This is a genomic window from Pararcticibacter amylolyticus (assembly GCF_003130405.1).
Lineage (GTDB): Bacteria > Bacteroidota > Bacteroidia > Sphingobacteriales > Sphingobacteriaceae > Arcticibacter > Arcticibacter amylolyticus.
In genome coordinates, this window is the sequence record NZ_QEAS01000005.1 from 33,318 (window position 1) to 48,688 (window position 15,371).

General features: G+C 44.4%; 19 protein-coding genes and 1 tRNA gene. 10 read left to right on the plus strand and 10 right to left on the minus strand.

Going from position 1 to position 15,371, the window contains the following annotated elements; all coding sequences use genetic code 11:
* Positions 1-752 (plus strand): hypothetical protein (locus tag DDR33_RS25765; RefSeq protein ID WP_158280672.1); only part of this gene is annotated, 752 nt, incomplete at its 5' end.
* Here DDR33_RS25765 and aroB read toward each other — a convergent pair.
* Together aroB and DDR33_RS07375 are read right to left on the minus strand one after the other, a co-directional pair.
* Positions 691-1,758, minus strand: coding sequence for a 3-dehydroquinate synthase (gene aroB / locus DDR33_RS07370; RefSeq protein WP_109415290.1), 1,068 nt, complete (start codon positions 1,756-1,758; stop codon positions 691-693). The two genes, DDR33_RS25765 and aroB, sit on opposite strands and share 62 nt — an antisense overlap.
* A gap of 2 nt (positions 1,759-1,760) precedes the next feature.
* Positions 1,761-1,967 (minus strand): RNA-binding S4 domain-containing protein, encoded by a 207-nt coding sequence (locus DDR33_RS07375; RefSeq protein WP_109415141.1) that lies wholly within the window; start codon positions 1,965-1,967, stop codon positions 1,761-1,763.
* A gap of 109 nt (positions 1,968-2,076) precedes the next feature.
* On the opposite strand from DDR33_RS07375, the gene DDR33_RS07380 reads away from it, so the two are divergent.
* Positions 2,077-3,279: a proline dehydrogenase family protein gene (locus tag DDR33_RS07380; RefSeq protein ID WP_109415142.1), complete on the plus strand. Its 1,203-nt coding sequence runs from the start codon at positions 2,077-2,079 to the stop codon at positions 3,277-3,279.
* On the opposite strand, the gene DDR33_RS07385 is transcribed toward DDR33_RS07380, so the two are convergent.
* Entirely contained in the window at positions 3,280-3,585 is a 306-nt protein-coding gene (locus DDR33_RS07385; RefSeq protein WP_109415143.1) for a phosphoribosylpyrophosphate synthetase, read from the minus strand.
* A gap of 49 nt (positions 3,586-3,634) precedes the next feature.
* Positions 3,635-4,273 carry an HAD family hydrolase gene (locus DDR33_RS07390; protein ID WP_109415144.1) on the minus strand — a complete coding sequence of 213 codons (639 nt, stop codon included), beginning with the start codon at positions 4,271-4,273 and terminating at the stop codon, positions 3,635-3,637.
* Between the two features lie 110 nt (positions 4,274-4,383).
* Here DDR33_RS07390 and DDR33_RS07395 point away from each other — a divergent pair.
* The 6 genes from DDR33_RS07395 (at position 4,384) to DDR33_RS07425 (ending at position 9,553) form a co-directional block, all read left to right on the plus strand.
* Positions 4,384-4,457, plus strand: a tRNA-Ile gene (locus tag DDR33_RS07395).
* 393 nt (positions 4,458-4,850) lie between these two features.
* Positions 4,851-5,390 (plus strand): helix-turn-helix domain-containing protein, encoded by a 540-nt coding sequence (locus DDR33_RS07400; protein ID WP_238387704.1) that lies wholly within the window; start codon positions 4,851-4,853, stop codon positions 5,388-5,390.
* Between the two features lie 114 nt (positions 5,391-5,504).
* Positions 5,505-5,846 (plus strand): cupin domain-containing protein, encoded by a 342-nt coding sequence (locus DDR33_RS07405; RefSeq protein ID WP_109415146.1) that lies wholly within the window; start codon positions 5,505-5,507, stop codon positions 5,844-5,846.
* Positions 5,847-5,993: 147 nt separating this feature from the next.
* Entirely contained in the window at positions 5,994-6,320 is a 327-nt protein-coding gene (locus DDR33_RS07410) for a hypothetical protein (protein ID WP_109415147.1), read from the plus strand.
* 567 nt (positions 6,321-6,887) lie between these two features.
* Entirely contained in the window at positions 6,888-7,193 is a 306-nt protein-coding gene (locus DDR33_RS07420; protein ID WP_262509933.1) for an ABC transporter permease, read from the plus strand.
* Between the two features lie 110 nt (positions 7,194-7,303).
* Positions 7,304-9,553 carry a glycosyltransferase gene (locus DDR33_RS07425; protein ID WP_109415150.1) on the plus strand — a complete coding sequence of 750 codons (2,250 nt, stop codon included), beginning with the start codon at positions 7,304-7,306 and terminating at the stop codon, positions 9,551-9,553.
* Positions 9,554-9,671: 118 nt separating this feature from the next.
* Here DDR33_RS07425 and DDR33_RS07430 read toward each other — a convergent pair whose 3' ends face one another.
* Entirely contained in the window at positions 9,672-10,139 is a 468-nt protein-coding gene (locus DDR33_RS07430; protein ID WP_109415291.1) for a hypothetical protein, read from the minus strand.
* Complete coding sequence (locus DDR33_RS07435) at positions 10,136-10,465, minus strand: winged helix-turn-helix transcriptional regulator (protein WP_109415151.1); 330 nt, start codon at positions 10,463-10,465, stop codon at positions 10,136-10,138. Before DDR33_RS07435 ends, DDR33_RS07430 begins: the two co-directional genes overlap by 4 nt.
* A 108-nt stretch (positions 10,466-10,573) precedes the next feature.
* On the opposite strand from DDR33_RS07435, the gene DDR33_RS07440 reads away from it, so the two are divergent.
* Positions 10,574-11,575, plus strand: coding sequence for a YhdH/YhfP family quinone oxidoreductase (locus tag DDR33_RS07440; protein ID WP_109415292.1), 1,002 nt, complete (start codon positions 10,574-10,576; stop codon positions 11,573-11,575).
* A gap of 254 nt (positions 11,576-11,829) precedes the next feature.
* The gene (locus DDR33_RS07445) at positions 11,830-12,222 is read left to right on the plus strand and encodes an ester cyclase (protein WP_109415152.1); all 393 of its coding nucleotides are present in this window, start codon (positions 11,830-11,832) and stop codon (positions 12,220-12,222) included.
* Positions 12,223-12,259: 37 nt separating this feature from the next.
* Here DDR33_RS07445 and DDR33_RS07450 read toward each other — a convergent pair whose 3' ends face one another.
* The 4 genes from DDR33_RS07450 to DDR33_RS07465 form a co-directional block, all read right to left on the minus strand.
* Positions 12,260-12,700: a DUF5655 domain-containing protein gene (locus tag DDR33_RS07450; RefSeq protein ID WP_109415153.1), complete on the minus strand. Its 441-nt coding sequence runs from the start codon at positions 12,698-12,700 to the stop codon at positions 12,260-12,262.
* A gap of 286 nt (positions 12,701-12,986) precedes the next feature.
* Positions 12,987-13,763, minus strand: coding sequence for an SDR family oxidoreductase (locus DDR33_RS07455; protein WP_317047426.1), 777 nt, complete (start codon positions 13,761-13,763; stop codon positions 12,987-12,989).
* A gap of 52 nt (positions 13,764-13,815) precedes the next feature.
* The gene (locus DDR33_RS07460) at positions 13,816-14,394 is read right to left on the minus strand and encodes a TetR/AcrR family transcriptional regulator (RefSeq protein ID WP_109415155.1); all 579 of its coding nucleotides are present in this window, start codon (positions 14,392-14,394) and stop codon (positions 13,816-13,818) included.
* Positions 14,395-14,478: 84 nt separating this feature from the next.
* Positions 14,479-15,339, minus strand: coding sequence for an NAD-dependent epimerase/dehydratase family protein (locus DDR33_RS07465; RefSeq protein WP_109415156.1), 861 nt, complete (start codon positions 15,337-15,339; stop codon positions 14,479-14,481).
* Positions 15,340-15,371: the final 32 nt, after the last annotated feature.

The window sequence follows — 15,371 nt, forward strand, 5'->3', positions numbered from 1 at the left end:
GCCTGATGGGGCATCTGCTGCTGCCGCTTTTGACCTTGCTGTTTTTGCTTCTCTTGTCTGCCTGCGGGGCCTGGCTGTATATGCGCAGGATAAACTCCTTGCAAGGGACGAAAATGATTTCCTGGCGGATAGGGAAGGGGAGCCTGGGCTTGCAGTATCTTCTTTACAGGCAGAAGCGGGCGATAGTGGTAGTGAAGGGTCTTTCGCTGGCTCTTGGGGTTTTTATTTGGGCTGCCTTTAGCCATTCGCGTGACCTGAGGGTGGCCGGTTTCTTCATCCTGACGGTGGTGGTGTCGCACTTTTATCTTTTTGTGAAGCATCACCAGTTTACGGAAGAGTTCTTCGGGCTTGACCGCAACCTGCCGGTCTCCCGCTTGCGGCGGATCCTGGTGCTGCTTGCTGAAGGGCTGTTTTTGATGAGCCCTGAGCTGGTATGGCTTTTTTATGAGTTTAAGCTTGTGGTGGCTGGTGAGGGTTTGTTGTTCGGTGCGGGGATCTTGCTGTTGCTCAGAACGGTGCTGTACGTAGGAGGGATTGGGCTGAAGCGGCTCTTTCAGCTGGCGTTTGTGGTCTATTTTGTTTTCCTCTTCCTGATCTTGTACCAGCAGACGCTTTTTCTGGCTGCATCTGCCGGGGTTTGTGGTTTTGTGATGTTTTATAGGGGGTATTATAAGGGGGGAAGGGGGGGACTTATTTCCCTGCAACCAATTGGTAATACTCCAGGCTTTGCAGGATGTGCTCTTCTTCAATAAACTGATTGTAGCCGCAATCGCCGATAGCATTTAGTAAAGCGAAACCGATCTGTCCGTTGCTGTTCTTCTTGTCGTTCTTCATGAATTCCATGATTGCGGGGAAAGAAGAGGTGTGGAGAGGATAGTCGGGGAATACTTTCCGGATATATTGGACGATCTCATTGAGCTCGTTTTCCGTGAGGGTGTTGTGTTTGACGGAGAGATAAGCTTCGCAGATCATGCCGAGGGCGATGGCTTCGCCGTGTAGCAGTGGATCGGAATCGTTTTTGAGGGAGAATGTTTCTACTGCGTGGCCGATGGTGTGACCGAAATTCAGGGTCTTTCTGAGTCCTTTTTCGAATGGATCGATGGTGACCACCTTGTTTTTGATCTCTACGGAGCGGTAAATAATTTCTGAAGGGATCTCTTCGGGACTGATCTTCTGTACCTGGTAATAGTAATCACGGTCGGCTATGAGGCCGTGTTTGACGATCTCTCCAAAGCCGGAAACCAACTGCCTTGCGCTGAGGCTTTTCAGGAATTCGGTGGAAATGAATACGGCTTTGGGCTGGGTGAACGTGCCGATGATGTTTTTGATGCTGCCGAGGTCGATTCCTGTTTTGCCGCCGACGGATGCGTCGACCTGTGACAGCAGGGTAGTGGGCACCTGCACGAAGTCGATGCCGCGCTTGAAGGTGGATGCTGCAAAGCCGCCCATGTCGGTGATGACACCTCCGCCGAGGTTGATGAGCAGGCTGTTGCGGTCGGCTCCGAAGTCGAGCAGCATCTGCCATACGCCGATACAGTAATCGATGTTCTTGTTCTCTTCTCCGGGATCGACTTCTATGATGTCGTAATTATCGAGCTCCGGAAGGTATTTCCCGATGAGGGGCATGCAATGTTCTGACGTGTTGAGGTCTGTCAGGAAGAATACTTTTGAATAGCTGGACTCTCTGAGAAAGGTGGCCAGCTCTGCGAGACTGTTATCAAAAAAAACGGAGTAGCCGTTACTCTCAATAGGAAGCATCATTATTTTACGATTATTTTTTTCCGGTCGAATTCTATTATGTCACCCTTTTTTACCTTCATGCGTTTCCTGAGCTCTACTTCGCCGTTGCACTTTACCTGTCCGTCGGAAACTACTATCTGGGCTTCGCCGCCTGTTTGTACCAGGTTAGTGGCCTTTAATAGCTGGATAAGGGGGATAAATTCTCCCGCGAGATGAAATTCAATCATATCACAAACCTACATAAAATCTTTTACAGAGTGATTTTTATGCTCATATTCTGGTACTTTCCTGTCGGTGACTGATTTGGATATCAATTTTTCATAACTTAGCGTAATCATGGAAAGTAAATCAGAAGCATATCCGAAAAGTGTACAACTACCTGATTTCAACAATACCGAAATTGCTTTTAGGGGAAAAAGCAGTGATGACCTTAAGCGGGCTTACTGGCTTTTTAAAGCTATCGGGAATAATTTTCTCGTGAAAGTAGGGCCGGGCATCACCAACTCGGCTATTAAGATGGGTCTTCCGGTGATCCCGTTGATCAAGAAGACCATTTTTGCACAGTTTTGCGGAGGGGAAAGCATTGATGAGTGTGATGCCACGATTGCGCAGTTGGCAGCCGGCGGCGTGGGAACGATCCTGGATTATTCGGTAGAGGGGAAGCAGGAGGAGAGGAGCTTTATTGAGACTGCTGAAGAGATTATGGCGATCATCCGCAAGGCGAAGACGGACCCGCGGATCCCGCTGACGGTGTTTAAGCCGACGGGGGTGGCGAGGTTTGAGTTGCTGAAGAAGGTGAGTGCAGGGGATAAGCTGACGACGGGGGAGGAAGCGGAGTATGTGAAGGTGAAGGCGCGCATCAACCAGATCTGCCGCCTGGCGTATGAACTGGATGTTCCGGTGATGGTGGATGCGGAGGAATCGTGGATCCAGAATGCGATTGATGATATTACCCTGAGCATGATGAGCCTTTATAATCATGAAAAGCCTATTGTGTTTAATACGTACCAGCTATACCGTCATGATAAGCTGGAATCCTTGAAGACGGACATCGCGCAGGCGGAGGCGGAAGGGTTTGTCCTGGGCGCGAAGCTGGTGAGGGGTGCGTATATGGAAAAGGAGCGGGAGAGGGCGCAGCGGATGGGCTATCCTTCGCCGATTAATGCGACTAAGGAGGCTACAGACCGTGATTACGATGCGGCGATGAAGTTCTGCGTGGAGCATCTGGACCATGCTTGTTTTGTTGCGGGTACTCATAACGAGGATAGCTGCAGGCTGCTGGTGGAGCTGATCCATAAGCACGGACTGGACCATAATCATCCGCATGTGTATTTTTCGCAATTGCTGGGAATGAGCGATAACCTGAGTTTTAACTTAGGGCATTCGGGATATAACGTGACGAAATATGTGCCTTACGGGCCGGTGAAGTCGGTGCTGCCTTATTTGTTCAGGAGAGCGGAGGAAAATACCGCGATTGCCGGGCAGATGGGGAGAGAGCTGAAGCTGATTGTTAAGGAAAAGGAAAGACGCCGGAAATAATTATTCCGGCGTATTCAGTTTTTTGAGGAGCTCTTCAGATATATCATCTGAGTAAACGCCGTATGCATTTACGAAAACCCCCTTCACATTGTATTTATCAGAAACTATTCCGTAAACGATAGAGTTATCTCCGGGGTCAGACATGCCTTCGAACCGGTGTACTTCGGTAATGCTGAAGTCTTCGGGCTGCAGGACTAAGTTTTCCTCGGTGTTGTGTAAAACTCCGTTGGCAAGATTGAAGTCGAGGGTGTAGCCCCGTTCTTTTAATCCATTGAGAGCTTCGACTAATGTTTGATAGTTTTCCATATCGCAATAACAACACTCGGGGGAGTTTGTTTAGCCCTGCATGCCGCAATTATTCGCTCAGAAGCCCTGAACGGTAGAGGAATTTCTCCAGTGAATCGTCCTTTGTCATGAGGTGGGTGTGGAGGCCAAGCTCCTGCCCGGTTTTGAGATGCTGGGGGCTGTCGTCAATGAACAGTGTTTCAGCGGGATCGAGATTGTTCTCCCTAAGCACGAGCTCGAAGATGTCGCGGTTGGGCTTGCGCATCCTGACGAGGTGCGAATAGTAAACTTTTTCGAAAAATATGTCGTTTGATTCTACCTGGTGTTCTCTTTTGAGATAGCCGGTGATGAAATCGAGATGTATTTCGTTGATGTTGCTGAGCAAAAAGGTGCGGTACTGCTTTTTGGCTTTCAGCAAAAGTTCGTGGTTGACCGGGGGCACGCCGATGAGGAGGCTTGTCCAGGCCTTGTCGATCTGCTCGTCGGTGAGTTCGGGCTTTTCGGTGATCTTGCGGATGCCGTCGCGGAACCCGGCTGCGGTGATGTTGCCTTTTTCAAATTCGTCGAACAGAGGGTCGTGACCGGCATGGGCGAAGAAGCGATCTACGTTTTTGATCCCCAGTTCGGTAAATGTATGCTGGGTTTTGAGGAAGTCAATGAGGAAGATGACGTTGCCGTAATCGAAGATAATGTTTTTGATTTGTTGCATGACGCAAATTTAAGCGGGAGAGGTTAAGATTGTGTATTCTTTTTTAATACTTTTTGCGAAATTGAAACGAATTGCTACATTTGCACACGCAAAAAACGCAAGTTTTAGCAGCGCCTATAGCTCAGTCGGTTAGAGTAGAAGACTCATAATCTTTTGGTCCCTGGTTCGAGCCCAGGTGGGCGCACTGAAAGAGCCTTAAAAAGCTTCAAAAGCCTGTAAATTGATTGATTTACAGGCTTTTTCGTTTTTTGTGATATCAAGATAAATCAAACTTTCGCAAGGTTTTCGATACCTATTCCGTAACCTGTTCTCATTTTTTACCTTCGAGATATTGAAAAGTGGTGTAATTTTCTGTGATACAGGATTTTACAATTCTCGGAAGATGCTATTTTCTGACGTTTTTTGACCCTTTTTTAGCGCTAAAATCCGAAGGTATTTATACGCCTTTCACAATAGTGTTTAATAAAAACAATACCGGGTTGCTTTTGTGTATCTTTAGTCGTCCGGGACAAATATTCATAAAATTTGACACTCCTCTAATAACCATAACATACTAGTGAAGCTTTATATTAAAAATATGGTATGCATCCGTTGCAAAATGGTTGTAAGTCAGGAACTCAAAAAACTAGGCCTGCATTTGGTAGTTGTCAATCTGGGAGAAGTAGAGATCCTGGAAAACATATCATCTGCACAGAGAGAAAAATTTAAAGCATCATTATACAGGTTTGGACTGGAATTGATGGATGATAAAAAGAGTATTCTGATTGAAAAAATCAAGAAGGTGATTATTGAACTGGTCCACTATACTAACGAATCCTTAAAAGTGAATTTTTCTGATCATCTCAGTGAAAAGCTCAATTACGACTATACTTACTTAGCTAATCTCTTTTCCCAGGTGGAAGGCATGACTATCGAGCATTTTATCATAATTCACAAAATTGAACGCGTAAAAGAATTACTTGTTTACGAGGAACTTTCGCTTAAAGAGATTGCGTTTAGATTACACTACAGCAGTGTTGCCCACCTGGCAAACCAGTTTAAAAAAGTTACCGGACTAACTACCTCTCATTTTAAGAATTTAAAGGAATACAGACGTAAAGGCCTTGAAAACATGTGAATTATGTAACTATTCTCTTCGGTGATGTAATTCTCCTTGCGTATCCACTCCTACCTTTGTAAAGATAATTTATTGGGGCATTATCCTGCCCGGTATTACCGCAACAGCTAAACAATGGAAAGCAAGGGACAAGTTGAGAAGGCAAAGGTGTTTATCCTTGCAAATACTGTGGAATATCTGCCTGATTCGGTCGTTTGCAAAACTATTATTAAGAAAATCACCGGGTCGGTAAGCGTGATGTCGTTTGACGCAGGTGAAGGGCTAACTGAAAAGATTTCCCCCTTCGACACTTATGCACAGATCATTGACGGACGTGCTGAAATTGTAATAGATGGAATTATCAGTCTGCTTGAAATAGGAGAAGGTATTATTCTGCCTGCCCATATACCAAATAGTATAAAGGCCAACGAAAGGTTCAAAATGGTACTCACTTTAATTAAAAGCGGTTATGAATAAACCATCTGAGAGAATTCCACTTACTGTAAAAATAAATGGGGCAACCTGGGTATGGACTGACTATACGTGACTTTCTTGATCAATGTTTATCGCCTTTCTCTTGATAAAGAATTCTAATAATCACTATTTGAAATAATTACGAAAAAAATGAATAAATACTATCGCGTTTATCTGAATGACACATCTGTTACAGAAGTGTCTGCAAACGATTTCAGCCGCCGGAATATACAGCGTGTTTCCAGCGATGTGTATTCTATCCCCCGGGAGGGAATGTTTTATGGCTATTCAGACAGAATTCATGCCATGGAAATGGCAAAAGCCGGTGCATTAAGTTATATAAACTCGATGGTTAAGCAGGTGCAAGCGGGGATAGACAAATTGATACAGTACAGGGAGGATCATTACGAGGATCTGAACGGCAATCTTCTTGAGGCGCGCATCAGGGAGCTGGAAAAAGAAATGTATATTAAATAGTAAGCGGAGAATTACGATACTCCTCCCGGGATTTTGCTTCTTCCAGATTCCCCTGGAGAGAACACCAATGCAGGAATACATTGTTGTTTACAATCCTGGAAAGCAAGATCAGGAATACCCTGATATGTGAATTATGTAAGTTTCATATTTAAAAGTATAACTCTTCAGGCCTGTTGTCTTATAGATTTGTATAAATGTCAATGATATAAAATAAAAGAGGATAACTTATTAAGCAAAAAAATATAATGAATCAAAAATCCGGATTGAAGTTATCTTTAGGTAAGTCATTAACCCGGCGGGCGAACAGTGGCAAAGACAAATTCATACCAGGGCAAAACCTGCGTTATTGTGGAAAAGGATTTGCGGGATTTATAAAAAATCAACCCTACATGGTGTTTATCTCCTACTATCGGGAACATGATGCACTTGTTAGCTACAATGGCATAAATCTCGTTATTAACAGATATCATGTTAATCCGGTGCAGTAGTACCGGTTCACAATCATCTGTCTAATTATTAATAAATGACGTTATTCCCCGACGTCCTTAACGGGCAATTTATAAATCCCTGCTTCTCGTAGGGATCACCGGTTTTATACTGGGATTTGTGCTCAGCCTTCAGTCTGCACCCACACTGAAAGACTTTGGAGCAGAAAGCTTTGTGCCGGGAATGGTAGCGATTTCTGTAATAAGGGAGATGGGATCTGTGATTATAGCACTGATCTGTACCACTCAGGAAAAGAACAACGGAGCGCAGAAAACCGTCGTCGTACCTGAAACTATTGCTTCCGGTATGGAAGAAAAAGAATTGACCGGAATCATAGCAGAGGCACAAAAAGCACTCGGTGAAAAACGCCTAAAAGATAAAAAATAGAATAAAAAGACAGAGATACATTTCCACTTCCGGAACTGAAATTGTCGTTTTTGTTAAATAAATCAATGTACGCAACTGCCTCTATTTGGCTAGTTATTTAATCTGTTCTAATGAAAATTAATCAGCATAATACTCCTTCAGTTTTATTTGTTACTACTTTCCCTCCCCGTGAATGCGGAATCGCGACTTACTCTGATGATTTGATCAAAGCACTTCGTAATAAGTTCGGTCAATCATTTTTACTGTCTGTATGCGCGCTCGAATCAGAACAAGAGGTTCATAGTTATCCTGATGAGGTCCGATATGTGCTGAATACATCAGACAGCACTTCCTTTGTGCAGGTATCCGGTGAAATTAATCGGGATGAAAATATTCAAATTGTGATGATACAACATGAATACGGTCTCTTTGATGCGGAACATGATCCTGATTTTCTGCTTTTTTTGCGTAACATCGAAAAAACGATTATCCTCACTTTTCATACAGTTTTGCCCAGGCCGGATATTCTGCAGCGCTTAAGGGTAATAAAAATAGCAGAACTCTGTGCACAGATTGTAGTCATGACCCAGAACTCGGCGGATATTTTAGTGAAAGACTATGGTTTGAATTATAGCACGATATCTGTCATTCCTCATGGGGTTCACCTTGTTCCCTATTCAGATAAGAAAAGTTTGAAATCAAAATATGGAGTTGACGGCCGTACCATTCTCTCTACCTTTGGACTTATCAGTTCCGGAAAAAGTATTGAGACGACAATAGATGCCCTTCCTTCGATCGTAAATAATCATCCTGATGTGCTGTTTCTTGTGATTGGAAAGACCCATCCAACCGTTGCAAAACATGAAGGCGAAATTTACCGGACTACACTGGAAAAAAAAGTAAAAAGCATGAATCTTGATCACTATGTCAAATTCATCAACGCTTATCTTCCACTGGACGAGCTGCTTGAATATCTCCAAATGACTGATATTTACCTTTTTACATCTAAAGATCATAACCAGGCGGTGAGCGGAACTTTCTCTTATGCAGTGAGTTGTGGTTGTCCGATAATTTCAACCCCAATCCCTCACGCGCGTGAGGTGCTGAATAACGATGCCGGATTGCTTGTAGATTTTGAAAACTCTGTTCAACTGGCTGAGGGTGTAAACCTTTTGCTTACTGACGAATCACTCCGGGCTTCCTATAGTTATAATGGATTGCAGCGAATTGAGTCGAGTGTATGGGAAAATGTAGCTTTAACCTATGCTTCTCTATTTCAGTTGCTTTCAGGAAAGATTCAACTAAAACTGGAACTCCCGGAGATCAAACTCAAACACATACAGGAGATGACAGACGAAGTAGGAATTATCCAGTTTGCAAAGATCAATAAACCGGATATCAGTTCGGGATATACAATTGACGATAATGCACGGGCTTTGGCAGCTCTGATCATGCATTATAAAAAGACAAAAGACGCTGAAGATCTTCGCTATATCAGGATATATCTCAAATTTATAGCCTCCTGCCAGCAACAGGACGGTGCTTTTTTAAACTATGTAGATGAAAACGGAGATTTTACCGATCAGAATCAGCAGGTCAATCTTGAAGATTCTAACGGAAGAACTATTTGGGCATTAGGTTTTCTGCTCTCTGAAAGTGATCTCCTCCCTGGCGAAGTCAGCATGATGGCTGAGCGAATCATCAGACAGGCTTTACAGATAGTAGATTCGCTGTGTTCTCCCAGAGCTATTTCATTTGCGATAAAGGGCTTGTATTACTTCCACACCTACAAAAAATCAGATCTTGTTCGCAATCTTGTTACAGTTCTGACCGAGCGTCTTATGGTAAGCTACAGGCATGAAGGCGAGCTGGGATGGGAATGGTTTGAAAGCTACCTGACATATGGGAACAGTATGCTGCCTGACGCCATGTTATGTGCTTACAAACTAACAGGAAATCCCATTTATAAAGAGACAGCCCAGGTCACATTCTCTTTTCTTATTAGTCAGACTTTCCAGGGGAATAGTATTAAAGTAGTATCCAATCAAGGTTGGCTGCAAAAAGGAAAGAAAGCTGCTGCTTTTGGAGAGCAGCCTATCGACGTAGCTTATACCATACTGGCATTAGATAACTTTTACACTGTTTTTAAAGATATTGAATATTTGAATAAAATGCACATAGCATTTGAATGGTTCCTGGGGAACAACCATCTAAATCAGATTATCTATAATCCGTGTACAGGAGGATGCTATGACGGTCTTGAGGAAGAAAGGGTAAACCTTAATCAGGGAGCAGAGTCTACGGTCACTTACCTGATGGCAAGGTTAACAGTGGAGGGATACAGAGAAAAAAAACAGGCCCTGCAGGTGCTGGCCGTGTAGTTAATTCCCTGGCAGCTCTGGTACTCTTTCATTCAGAATGCTTCCCCCAGCGGGGCATAGTGTAATCATAATCTGTTAGCATCCCATTATTATTGTATAATAGATTGTTATCAATCTATTATTCTCTTTGCCAAGCAATTTTAATAGCTGAAATTTTTGAGGATTCAATACGGCTATTGGGAAGAATACTAAATTGATTTTTGGTGTAAAAAGTCAGAGGCGAAAGATATTTATCCCCGTTCACCTTTAAATCCCGTTCGTGGTCAATTACCCATCCAACTAAATGTTGTTCCTCTTTTTTTATTTCGTTTAGAATTGCAGTGCCGTGACCCATTCCGTGAATTGCGCTATTTACGATGATGGCAAACCACTTTTCATTATTACGTTCGAATGTAGCAGCCCATGCAACTATAATTTCCTCATCGTCAATAAGGAAGTAATGTTTTTTTCTCTGTAGTCCATTTAAATATTCATCAAATTCTGTTATGGTTTTGTATCGCAGGTTTTGAGGATATTCATTATTCCACAAGTTGTATGCGCATTCTTTCTGAAACTCTGTTAAGCATATTGAGGAAGTAATCTTCATTTCGTTCTTGCCTGATGCATATACCCCCATTTACGTATTTCCCTGATAATCGGGTATAGAGTCTCCCCGTAATCACTCAAGGTATATTCGACTCTGGGCGGAAGTTCCGCAAAGCTGTGGCGCTCTATGATTCCGTCGCGCTCGAGTTCGTCAAGTTGTTTGGAGATCATTCGGGGACTGATGGTAGGCAGTGTCCTGCACATCTCCCCATAGCGGTTCCTTCCTTTTTTGATCAGGACAATCAATGTCGTCTTACATTTTCCTTTAATGATCCCGAGGAAAGTATCTGAGGGGCAAATGAACTCCGTCTGTCCAATCTCTTCCATAAAATTAAGCCTTTGATTATCAGTATTAGGGAACTTTATTTCCCTATGGGAACAAAATGTAACTACTTGTTTGGATGTAGTTTTAATGACAAATTTACAAAAAAAAGCATGACAAAAAGATTCAAAGGCTATAGGGTTGTCCAGGACGGGGATCGCTTTTATGGTGAAATTTCGGAACTAACCACCGACTCGCTAAAGGCAGGAGAAGTATTGATCAAGGTCGCTTATTCATCCCTCAACTATAAGGATGCACTATCTGCATCGGGCAATAAGGGTGTTACAAAAAATTATCCCCATGTGCCCGGAATTGATGCGGCAGGTGTCGTTGTTTTTTGCGGGGACGGGACTTTTTCAACCGGGCAGGAGGTTATCGTTACCGGTTTTGACCTTGGAATGAATACTTGGGGCGGTTTCGCTGAATATGTCCGTGTTCCTTCCAGCTGGGTTATTGAACTGCCGCACGCACTTTCCCTCAAAGAGGCAATGTGTTTTGGTACAGCGGGGCTGACTGCCGGGCTCTCCGTGCATAAGATATTAAGCTCTGCGATATTGGCCAAAGGAGAAAGTATAGCCGTGAGCGGGGTGTCTGGTGGGGTTGGGAGTATCGCTGCATCTATCCTGCTTAAGCTTGGTTATCAGGTTACAGGTATTTCAGGGGGAAAGAATGATGACTTTTTACATAACGTTATCGGTTTGGAGCAGATTATATCCCGTGAGGATTTTATCAATACCTATAATACTAAGGCTTTGTCCCCCCAGCGGTTTGCAGCGGGCGTTGATGCTGTAGGAGGAGAGATACTTTCGGGAATGATAAAAAGTTTGGCTTACAATGGAATAGTAAGCTGCTGTGGCAATGTTTCCGGACATGGGCTGGATACATCAATATATCCTTTTATATTGAGAGGAGTTCAGTTGAGCGGTATTGATTCCGTGAATGCTTCTGTGGGGCTTCGCAAAATAATCTGGGAAATGCTTTCCTCGGAATGGAAACCTGATAACTTACAAGAGCTCTGTGAAGAGATTTCGCTGGAACAGCTCCCGGAAAAACTTCATCTGATGTTAAGCGGAGGGGCAAGGGGAAGGTATGTATTGAAACATGACCCATCATAAATCTGCTGCTATGTCATTTCAGGCCGTAATGAAAAATAAGATCCCTCTTGGCTCTTCTGCGCTAAGAGGGTTTCTGTCTCGCTTAAAAAGTTCTCCGCTGCCTGCCTGATGTCAATATTTATGGGTTGGCCAGCACAATAATCCACCAGATCGATTCACTTAGCTTATGGTCACGATGATGTCGTGTTTGCCCTGCGGGCTTGCAACAAAACTGTAATGTGATTTTTCTTGTTAGTTTATAAAAATCGTTTGGAATGAATGCGGAAGAAGTTAGAGCCTTTTATCGTCGCTACATTGATTGCCTGAACAGGCGCCAATTGAATGAACTTGATCAGTTCGTTAATCCGACACTTACATATAATAGCGATTTCATCTCCTTGTATGATTATCAGGAAATGCTCTCTCAGAACTTTAGTGATATACCGGATCTGTACTTTGCAGTAGATTGGCTGATACCGGCCGAAGACCAGGTTGCAAGTCGCCTTATTTTTGATTGTACACCAGCTGGTGAATTTATGGGAATAGCCATATCCGGCAAAAAGGTAATATTTACAGAACATGTATTTTACGGGTTGCAGGACGGGAAGATCGGCCAGGTGTGGTCTCTTATCGATAAAGATGCAATCCGGAAACAGGTAAGCGACTGAGGCAATCTTCAGAGGCTGTTCAGTAAGTTCGCTTTCTTTATGACGAATTTGATTTGACGTCCTCCTGGCGTTTGTTGCGCATGAGTTCGTAAGACTCCCGGATGTAGACGAATAAGGCCGGTTTGATATCATCAACCGTTTCGATGCGAATGTGGTCCTCGAATTTGTTGCCAGAGGCCGTACTCCTGATAACCGGTTTCTCCGGATGCGCCACTGCTGAATAAAATTTGATGTCCAGCCATTTTTTCATCGGGCGTATAATGAGGAAACCGACCCTTCTGGTAAAAACAATACAGTTCGGCGTTACACCCACCAGCACTTTTTCCCAATCGGCCACCTCAGCCAATATCTTATCAAATGCTAATACCAGTTCCGGGGAGCGGCCTTCGAATAAGCTGTCCAGGCTTACCCGCTGGCAATAATGCCGGTAATCTTTCCATGGTAATTCACGATCGCAATTCGGGCAAGTCCAGCTCATACTTATATTTAACGCGATATTGCTAAAATTATGCCGAATGCTTTGATGAAGCGGCTGATGGTATGTCTTCAGGTTCTATTGCATAGCATCATTGAAAGTGATGAGATTAAAGCGCTCGTCATTTTTAATGAAGTCAAATATAATAATAATCTTATTTCACTGCCTTGAGGCTTGGTCAGGCGTGAAACCATGAACCAGGAACTGTTTAAGGTCCAATCGTCGTGATCGGACCTTATATGTAAGTAGTAAATTATGGGGATTTGCAAAGATTTACGCTCAAACGATATTATCCCACCACGGGTAAAGAACCGCCATCTATAGCGTAGATGGTACCAGTCAGGTAAGCAGCAGACGGGGATACCAGGAAATGTACAAGCCGGGCGACTTCTTCCGGCTCAGCCATGCGTCCCATCGGAATGCCGCCGGTTTGTGCCATCAGTTGTTTCATGCCTTCCTCCGGCGTAATGCCTGCTGAAGCTGCGTAGTCATTTAAAAATTTGACCATCGGTTCTGTTTTGGTAGCACCGGGTGCCACGGTAAGCACACGGACGCCCTTCCCGGCCAGCTCTGTGGCCAGGGCCTTGCTGTAACTGTTCAGGGCCGCCTTAGATACTGCATAAGCCATGTTCAGATTCCACAATGCTTGTTTACCGGCGACAGAAGAGATATGGATGATTACGCCGCCTTGTTGCCTGGTCAGTTGTGGCAGCAAGATCCTGTCCAGCCGGATGGCGGAGATCAGGTTAAGGTCCAGTTCCTGTTGCCAGTGTGCATCGGTCAATGTGCTGTGACCACCGCCCGGGGTAGTGAGCCCACCCACGTTATTGATCAGGATATCGATACCGCCAAAAGTATCCGCTATCTCTTTTGCAAGCCCGGCTACCTGGTCGGCATCGGTCAGATCTGCAGCGATAAAATGATGAGATGTCTCTTCCGGTTTCGTTCTGGCGCTTACAATCACCTGTGCTCCCGCTGCCGCCAATTCATCGGCGATCGCTTTACCAATGCCTTTGGTACCACCGGTTACCAATGCTCTTTTTCCTTGAAGATCTTTTGTTTCCATGTTCATGTAAGTAAATATTATGAAACGTTTGTTTCAGAATTAGTTAAAAAAATTATTTAGTTAATTGTCTGATAAAATATTCTGCCATACGCTTGATCTTGACCGGGTCTCGATGCAGAATAAACGATTCATACCAACCGGTCCAGGTGCTGTTGAAATAATCAGCCAGCAAAGCCGGATCTTCGTCATTGCGGATCTCGCCCTTGTCCATCGATTTTTTGATCAGGTCATGTAGAAATTGGTAGCAACGCTGGTCGTCGGCTGCCAATATCTGTTTTACCCGCTCATCATTTGTAGCCACTTCGAATGCACTTTTTACGGCCATGCAACTGTCTTCGCCATTGATGATCACTTTCACCGCTTCATGAATGTAATCGACTAAGACGGCTAAAGGCGACCTTTTACTTGCCAGGCGCTTTTCCCAATCCTGTTTCCGTATATCGGTATAGTGCTGTACACAACGTACAAACAGTTCCTGTTTGTCACCAATGGTGTTGTACAGGCTGCTGCTGTTGATCTGCATAGCATCCGTCAGGTCACGGAGCGAGGTAGCGTTATAGCCCTTCTTCCAGAAAACTTCCATTGCTTTCTGAATCGCAAGTGATTCGTCGAATTCTACATTCCTGGCCATAACGATACAAATGTATTGCAAATCTGAAACAACTGTTTCAGATTTGCGTCATAATTATTTGAGAGTCCTCACCTCAGTCTGCATTTATAAAAGGTCAAGGTCCCGGGCTACATAGTAGCTTGGCACCAAGGGCCGGAAGCCAGTTTTGCTGCGCAGTTTTGAAATATCCTGCACTCCCTGGAATGGATCCTTAAGCGGGCCTTCTGCTTCGTCAAAGGTCTCTGCCGCCTTCCCGAAAGATTCGGCCAGTTCATACAATGAAATTGGAGCGTCGTCGGCTACGTTGAAGATCTCTCCGTCCAATCCCCCGGTGGTGAGCAGCAGGATTACTGCCTGGGCAACATCGAGGTGATGCACCATATGCATGCGCGCCCCTGAATGCATATTTAGCTTTTTGATGTATGGAATAATTTCGGCTATGTGCGGGTCTTTGTCACCGTACACGAAGCCAAGGCGCAAAATACGTACGTCGAATCCCTGGTCTTGGTGCATGGCGATCAATTCCTTTTCTGCGGCGATCTTGCTGGAAGAGTAGGCACGGGGATCATTAATATCTAATTGTTCATCTTCTCTTGCAGGGCGGCGGTATCCTGAACTATATACATTGGAAGTGCTGGTAAAAACGAAGCGTTTGACGCCGGCCTCGTATGCGGCCTGTGCTAATGCTATACTGCCTTCGTGGTTGGTTTTGATAATCCCTTCGTTATCGGTAAAAGTACGGAAGAGCGCAGCAAGGTGGATCACGGCATCCATACCGGCTACGGCGGGTGGCAAGGTGGCCGGCTCATACAGATCGCCAGTGATGGCTTTTGCGCCCAGCCCGATCAGTTCGCCCGCTTTTGCTTCGTCTCTTACCAATATGGTTACGTCATAGCCTTTGGCCAGCAGGCGCGGCACCAGGCGGCTGCCTACTTTTCCTGTTGCTCCTGTTACTAAAATTTTCATGGTTAAATAAATTAATGTTACAGGGCAAAGTT

What these genes read in the sequence shown, in the direction of transcription:
- aroB (WP_109415290.1), bottom strand. Translation starts at nt 1,758, where the DNA reads ATGCTTCCTATTGAGAGTAACGGCTACTCCGTTTTTTTTGATAACAGT.
- DDR33_RS07375 (WP_109415141.1), bottom strand. Translation starts at nt 1,967, where the DNA reads ATGATTGAATTTCATCTCGCGGGAGAATTTATCCCCCTTATCCAGCTA.
- DDR33_RS07380 (WP_109415142.1), top strand. Translation starts at nt 2,077, where the DNA reads ATGGAAAGTAAATCAGAAGCATATCCGAAAAGTGTACAACTACCTGAT.
- DDR33_RS07385 (WP_109415143.1), bottom strand. Translation starts at nt 3,585, where the DNA reads ATGGAAAACTATCAAACATTAGTCGAAGCTCTCAATGGATTAAAAGAA.
- DDR33_RS07390 (WP_109415144.1), bottom strand. Translation starts at nt 4,273, where the DNA reads ATGCAACAAATCAAAAACATTATCTTCGATTACGGCAACGTCATCTTC.
- DDR33_RS07400 (WP_238387704.1), top strand. Translation starts at nt 4,851, where the DNA reads ATGGTATGCATCCGTTGCAAAATGGTTGTAAGTCAGGAACTCAAAAAA.
- DDR33_RS07405 (WP_109415146.1), top strand. Translation starts at nt 5,505, where the DNA reads ATGGAAAGCAAGGGACAAGTTGAGAAGGCAAAGGTGTTTATCCTTGCA.
- DDR33_RS07410 (WP_109415147.1), top strand. Translation starts at nt 5,994, where the DNA reads ATGAATAAATACTATCGCGTTTATCTGAATGACACATCTGTTACAGAA.
- DDR33_RS07425 (WP_109415150.1), top strand. Translation starts at nt 7,304, where the DNA reads ATGAAAATTAATCAGCATAATACTCCTTCAGTTTTATTTGTTACTACT.
- DDR33_RS07430 (WP_109415291.1), bottom strand. Translation starts at nt 10,139, where the DNA reads ATGAAGATTACTTCCTCAATATGCTTAACAGAGTTTCAGAAAGAATGC.
- DDR33_RS07435 (WP_109415151.1), bottom strand. Translation starts at nt 10,465, where the DNA reads ATGGAAGAGATTGGACAGACGGAGTTCATTTGCCCCTCAGATACTTTC.
- DDR33_RS07440 (WP_109415292.1), top strand. Translation starts at nt 10,574, where the DNA reads ATGACAAAAAGATTCAAAGGCTATAGGGTTGTCCAGGACGGGGATCGC.
- DDR33_RS07445 (WP_109415152.1), top strand. Translation starts at nt 11,830, where the DNA reads ATGAATGCGGAAGAAGTTAGAGCCTTTTATCGTCGCTACATTGATTGC.
- DDR33_RS07450 (WP_109415153.1), bottom strand. Translation starts at nt 12,700, where the DNA reads ATGAGCTGGACTTGCCCGAATTGCGATCGTGAATTACCATGGAAAGAT.
- DDR33_RS07455 (WP_317047426.1), bottom strand. Translation starts at nt 13,763, where the DNA reads ATGGAAACAAAAGATCTTCAAGGAAAAAGAGCATTGGTAACCGGTGGT.
- DDR33_RS07460 (WP_109415155.1), bottom strand. Translation starts at nt 14,394, where the DNA reads ATGGCCAGGAATGTAGAATTCGACGAATCACTTGCGATTCAGAAAGCA.
- DDR33_RS07465 (WP_109415156.1), bottom strand. Translation starts at nt 15,339, where the DNA reads ATGAAAATTTTAGTAACAGGAGCAACAGGAAAAGTAGGCAGCCGCCTG.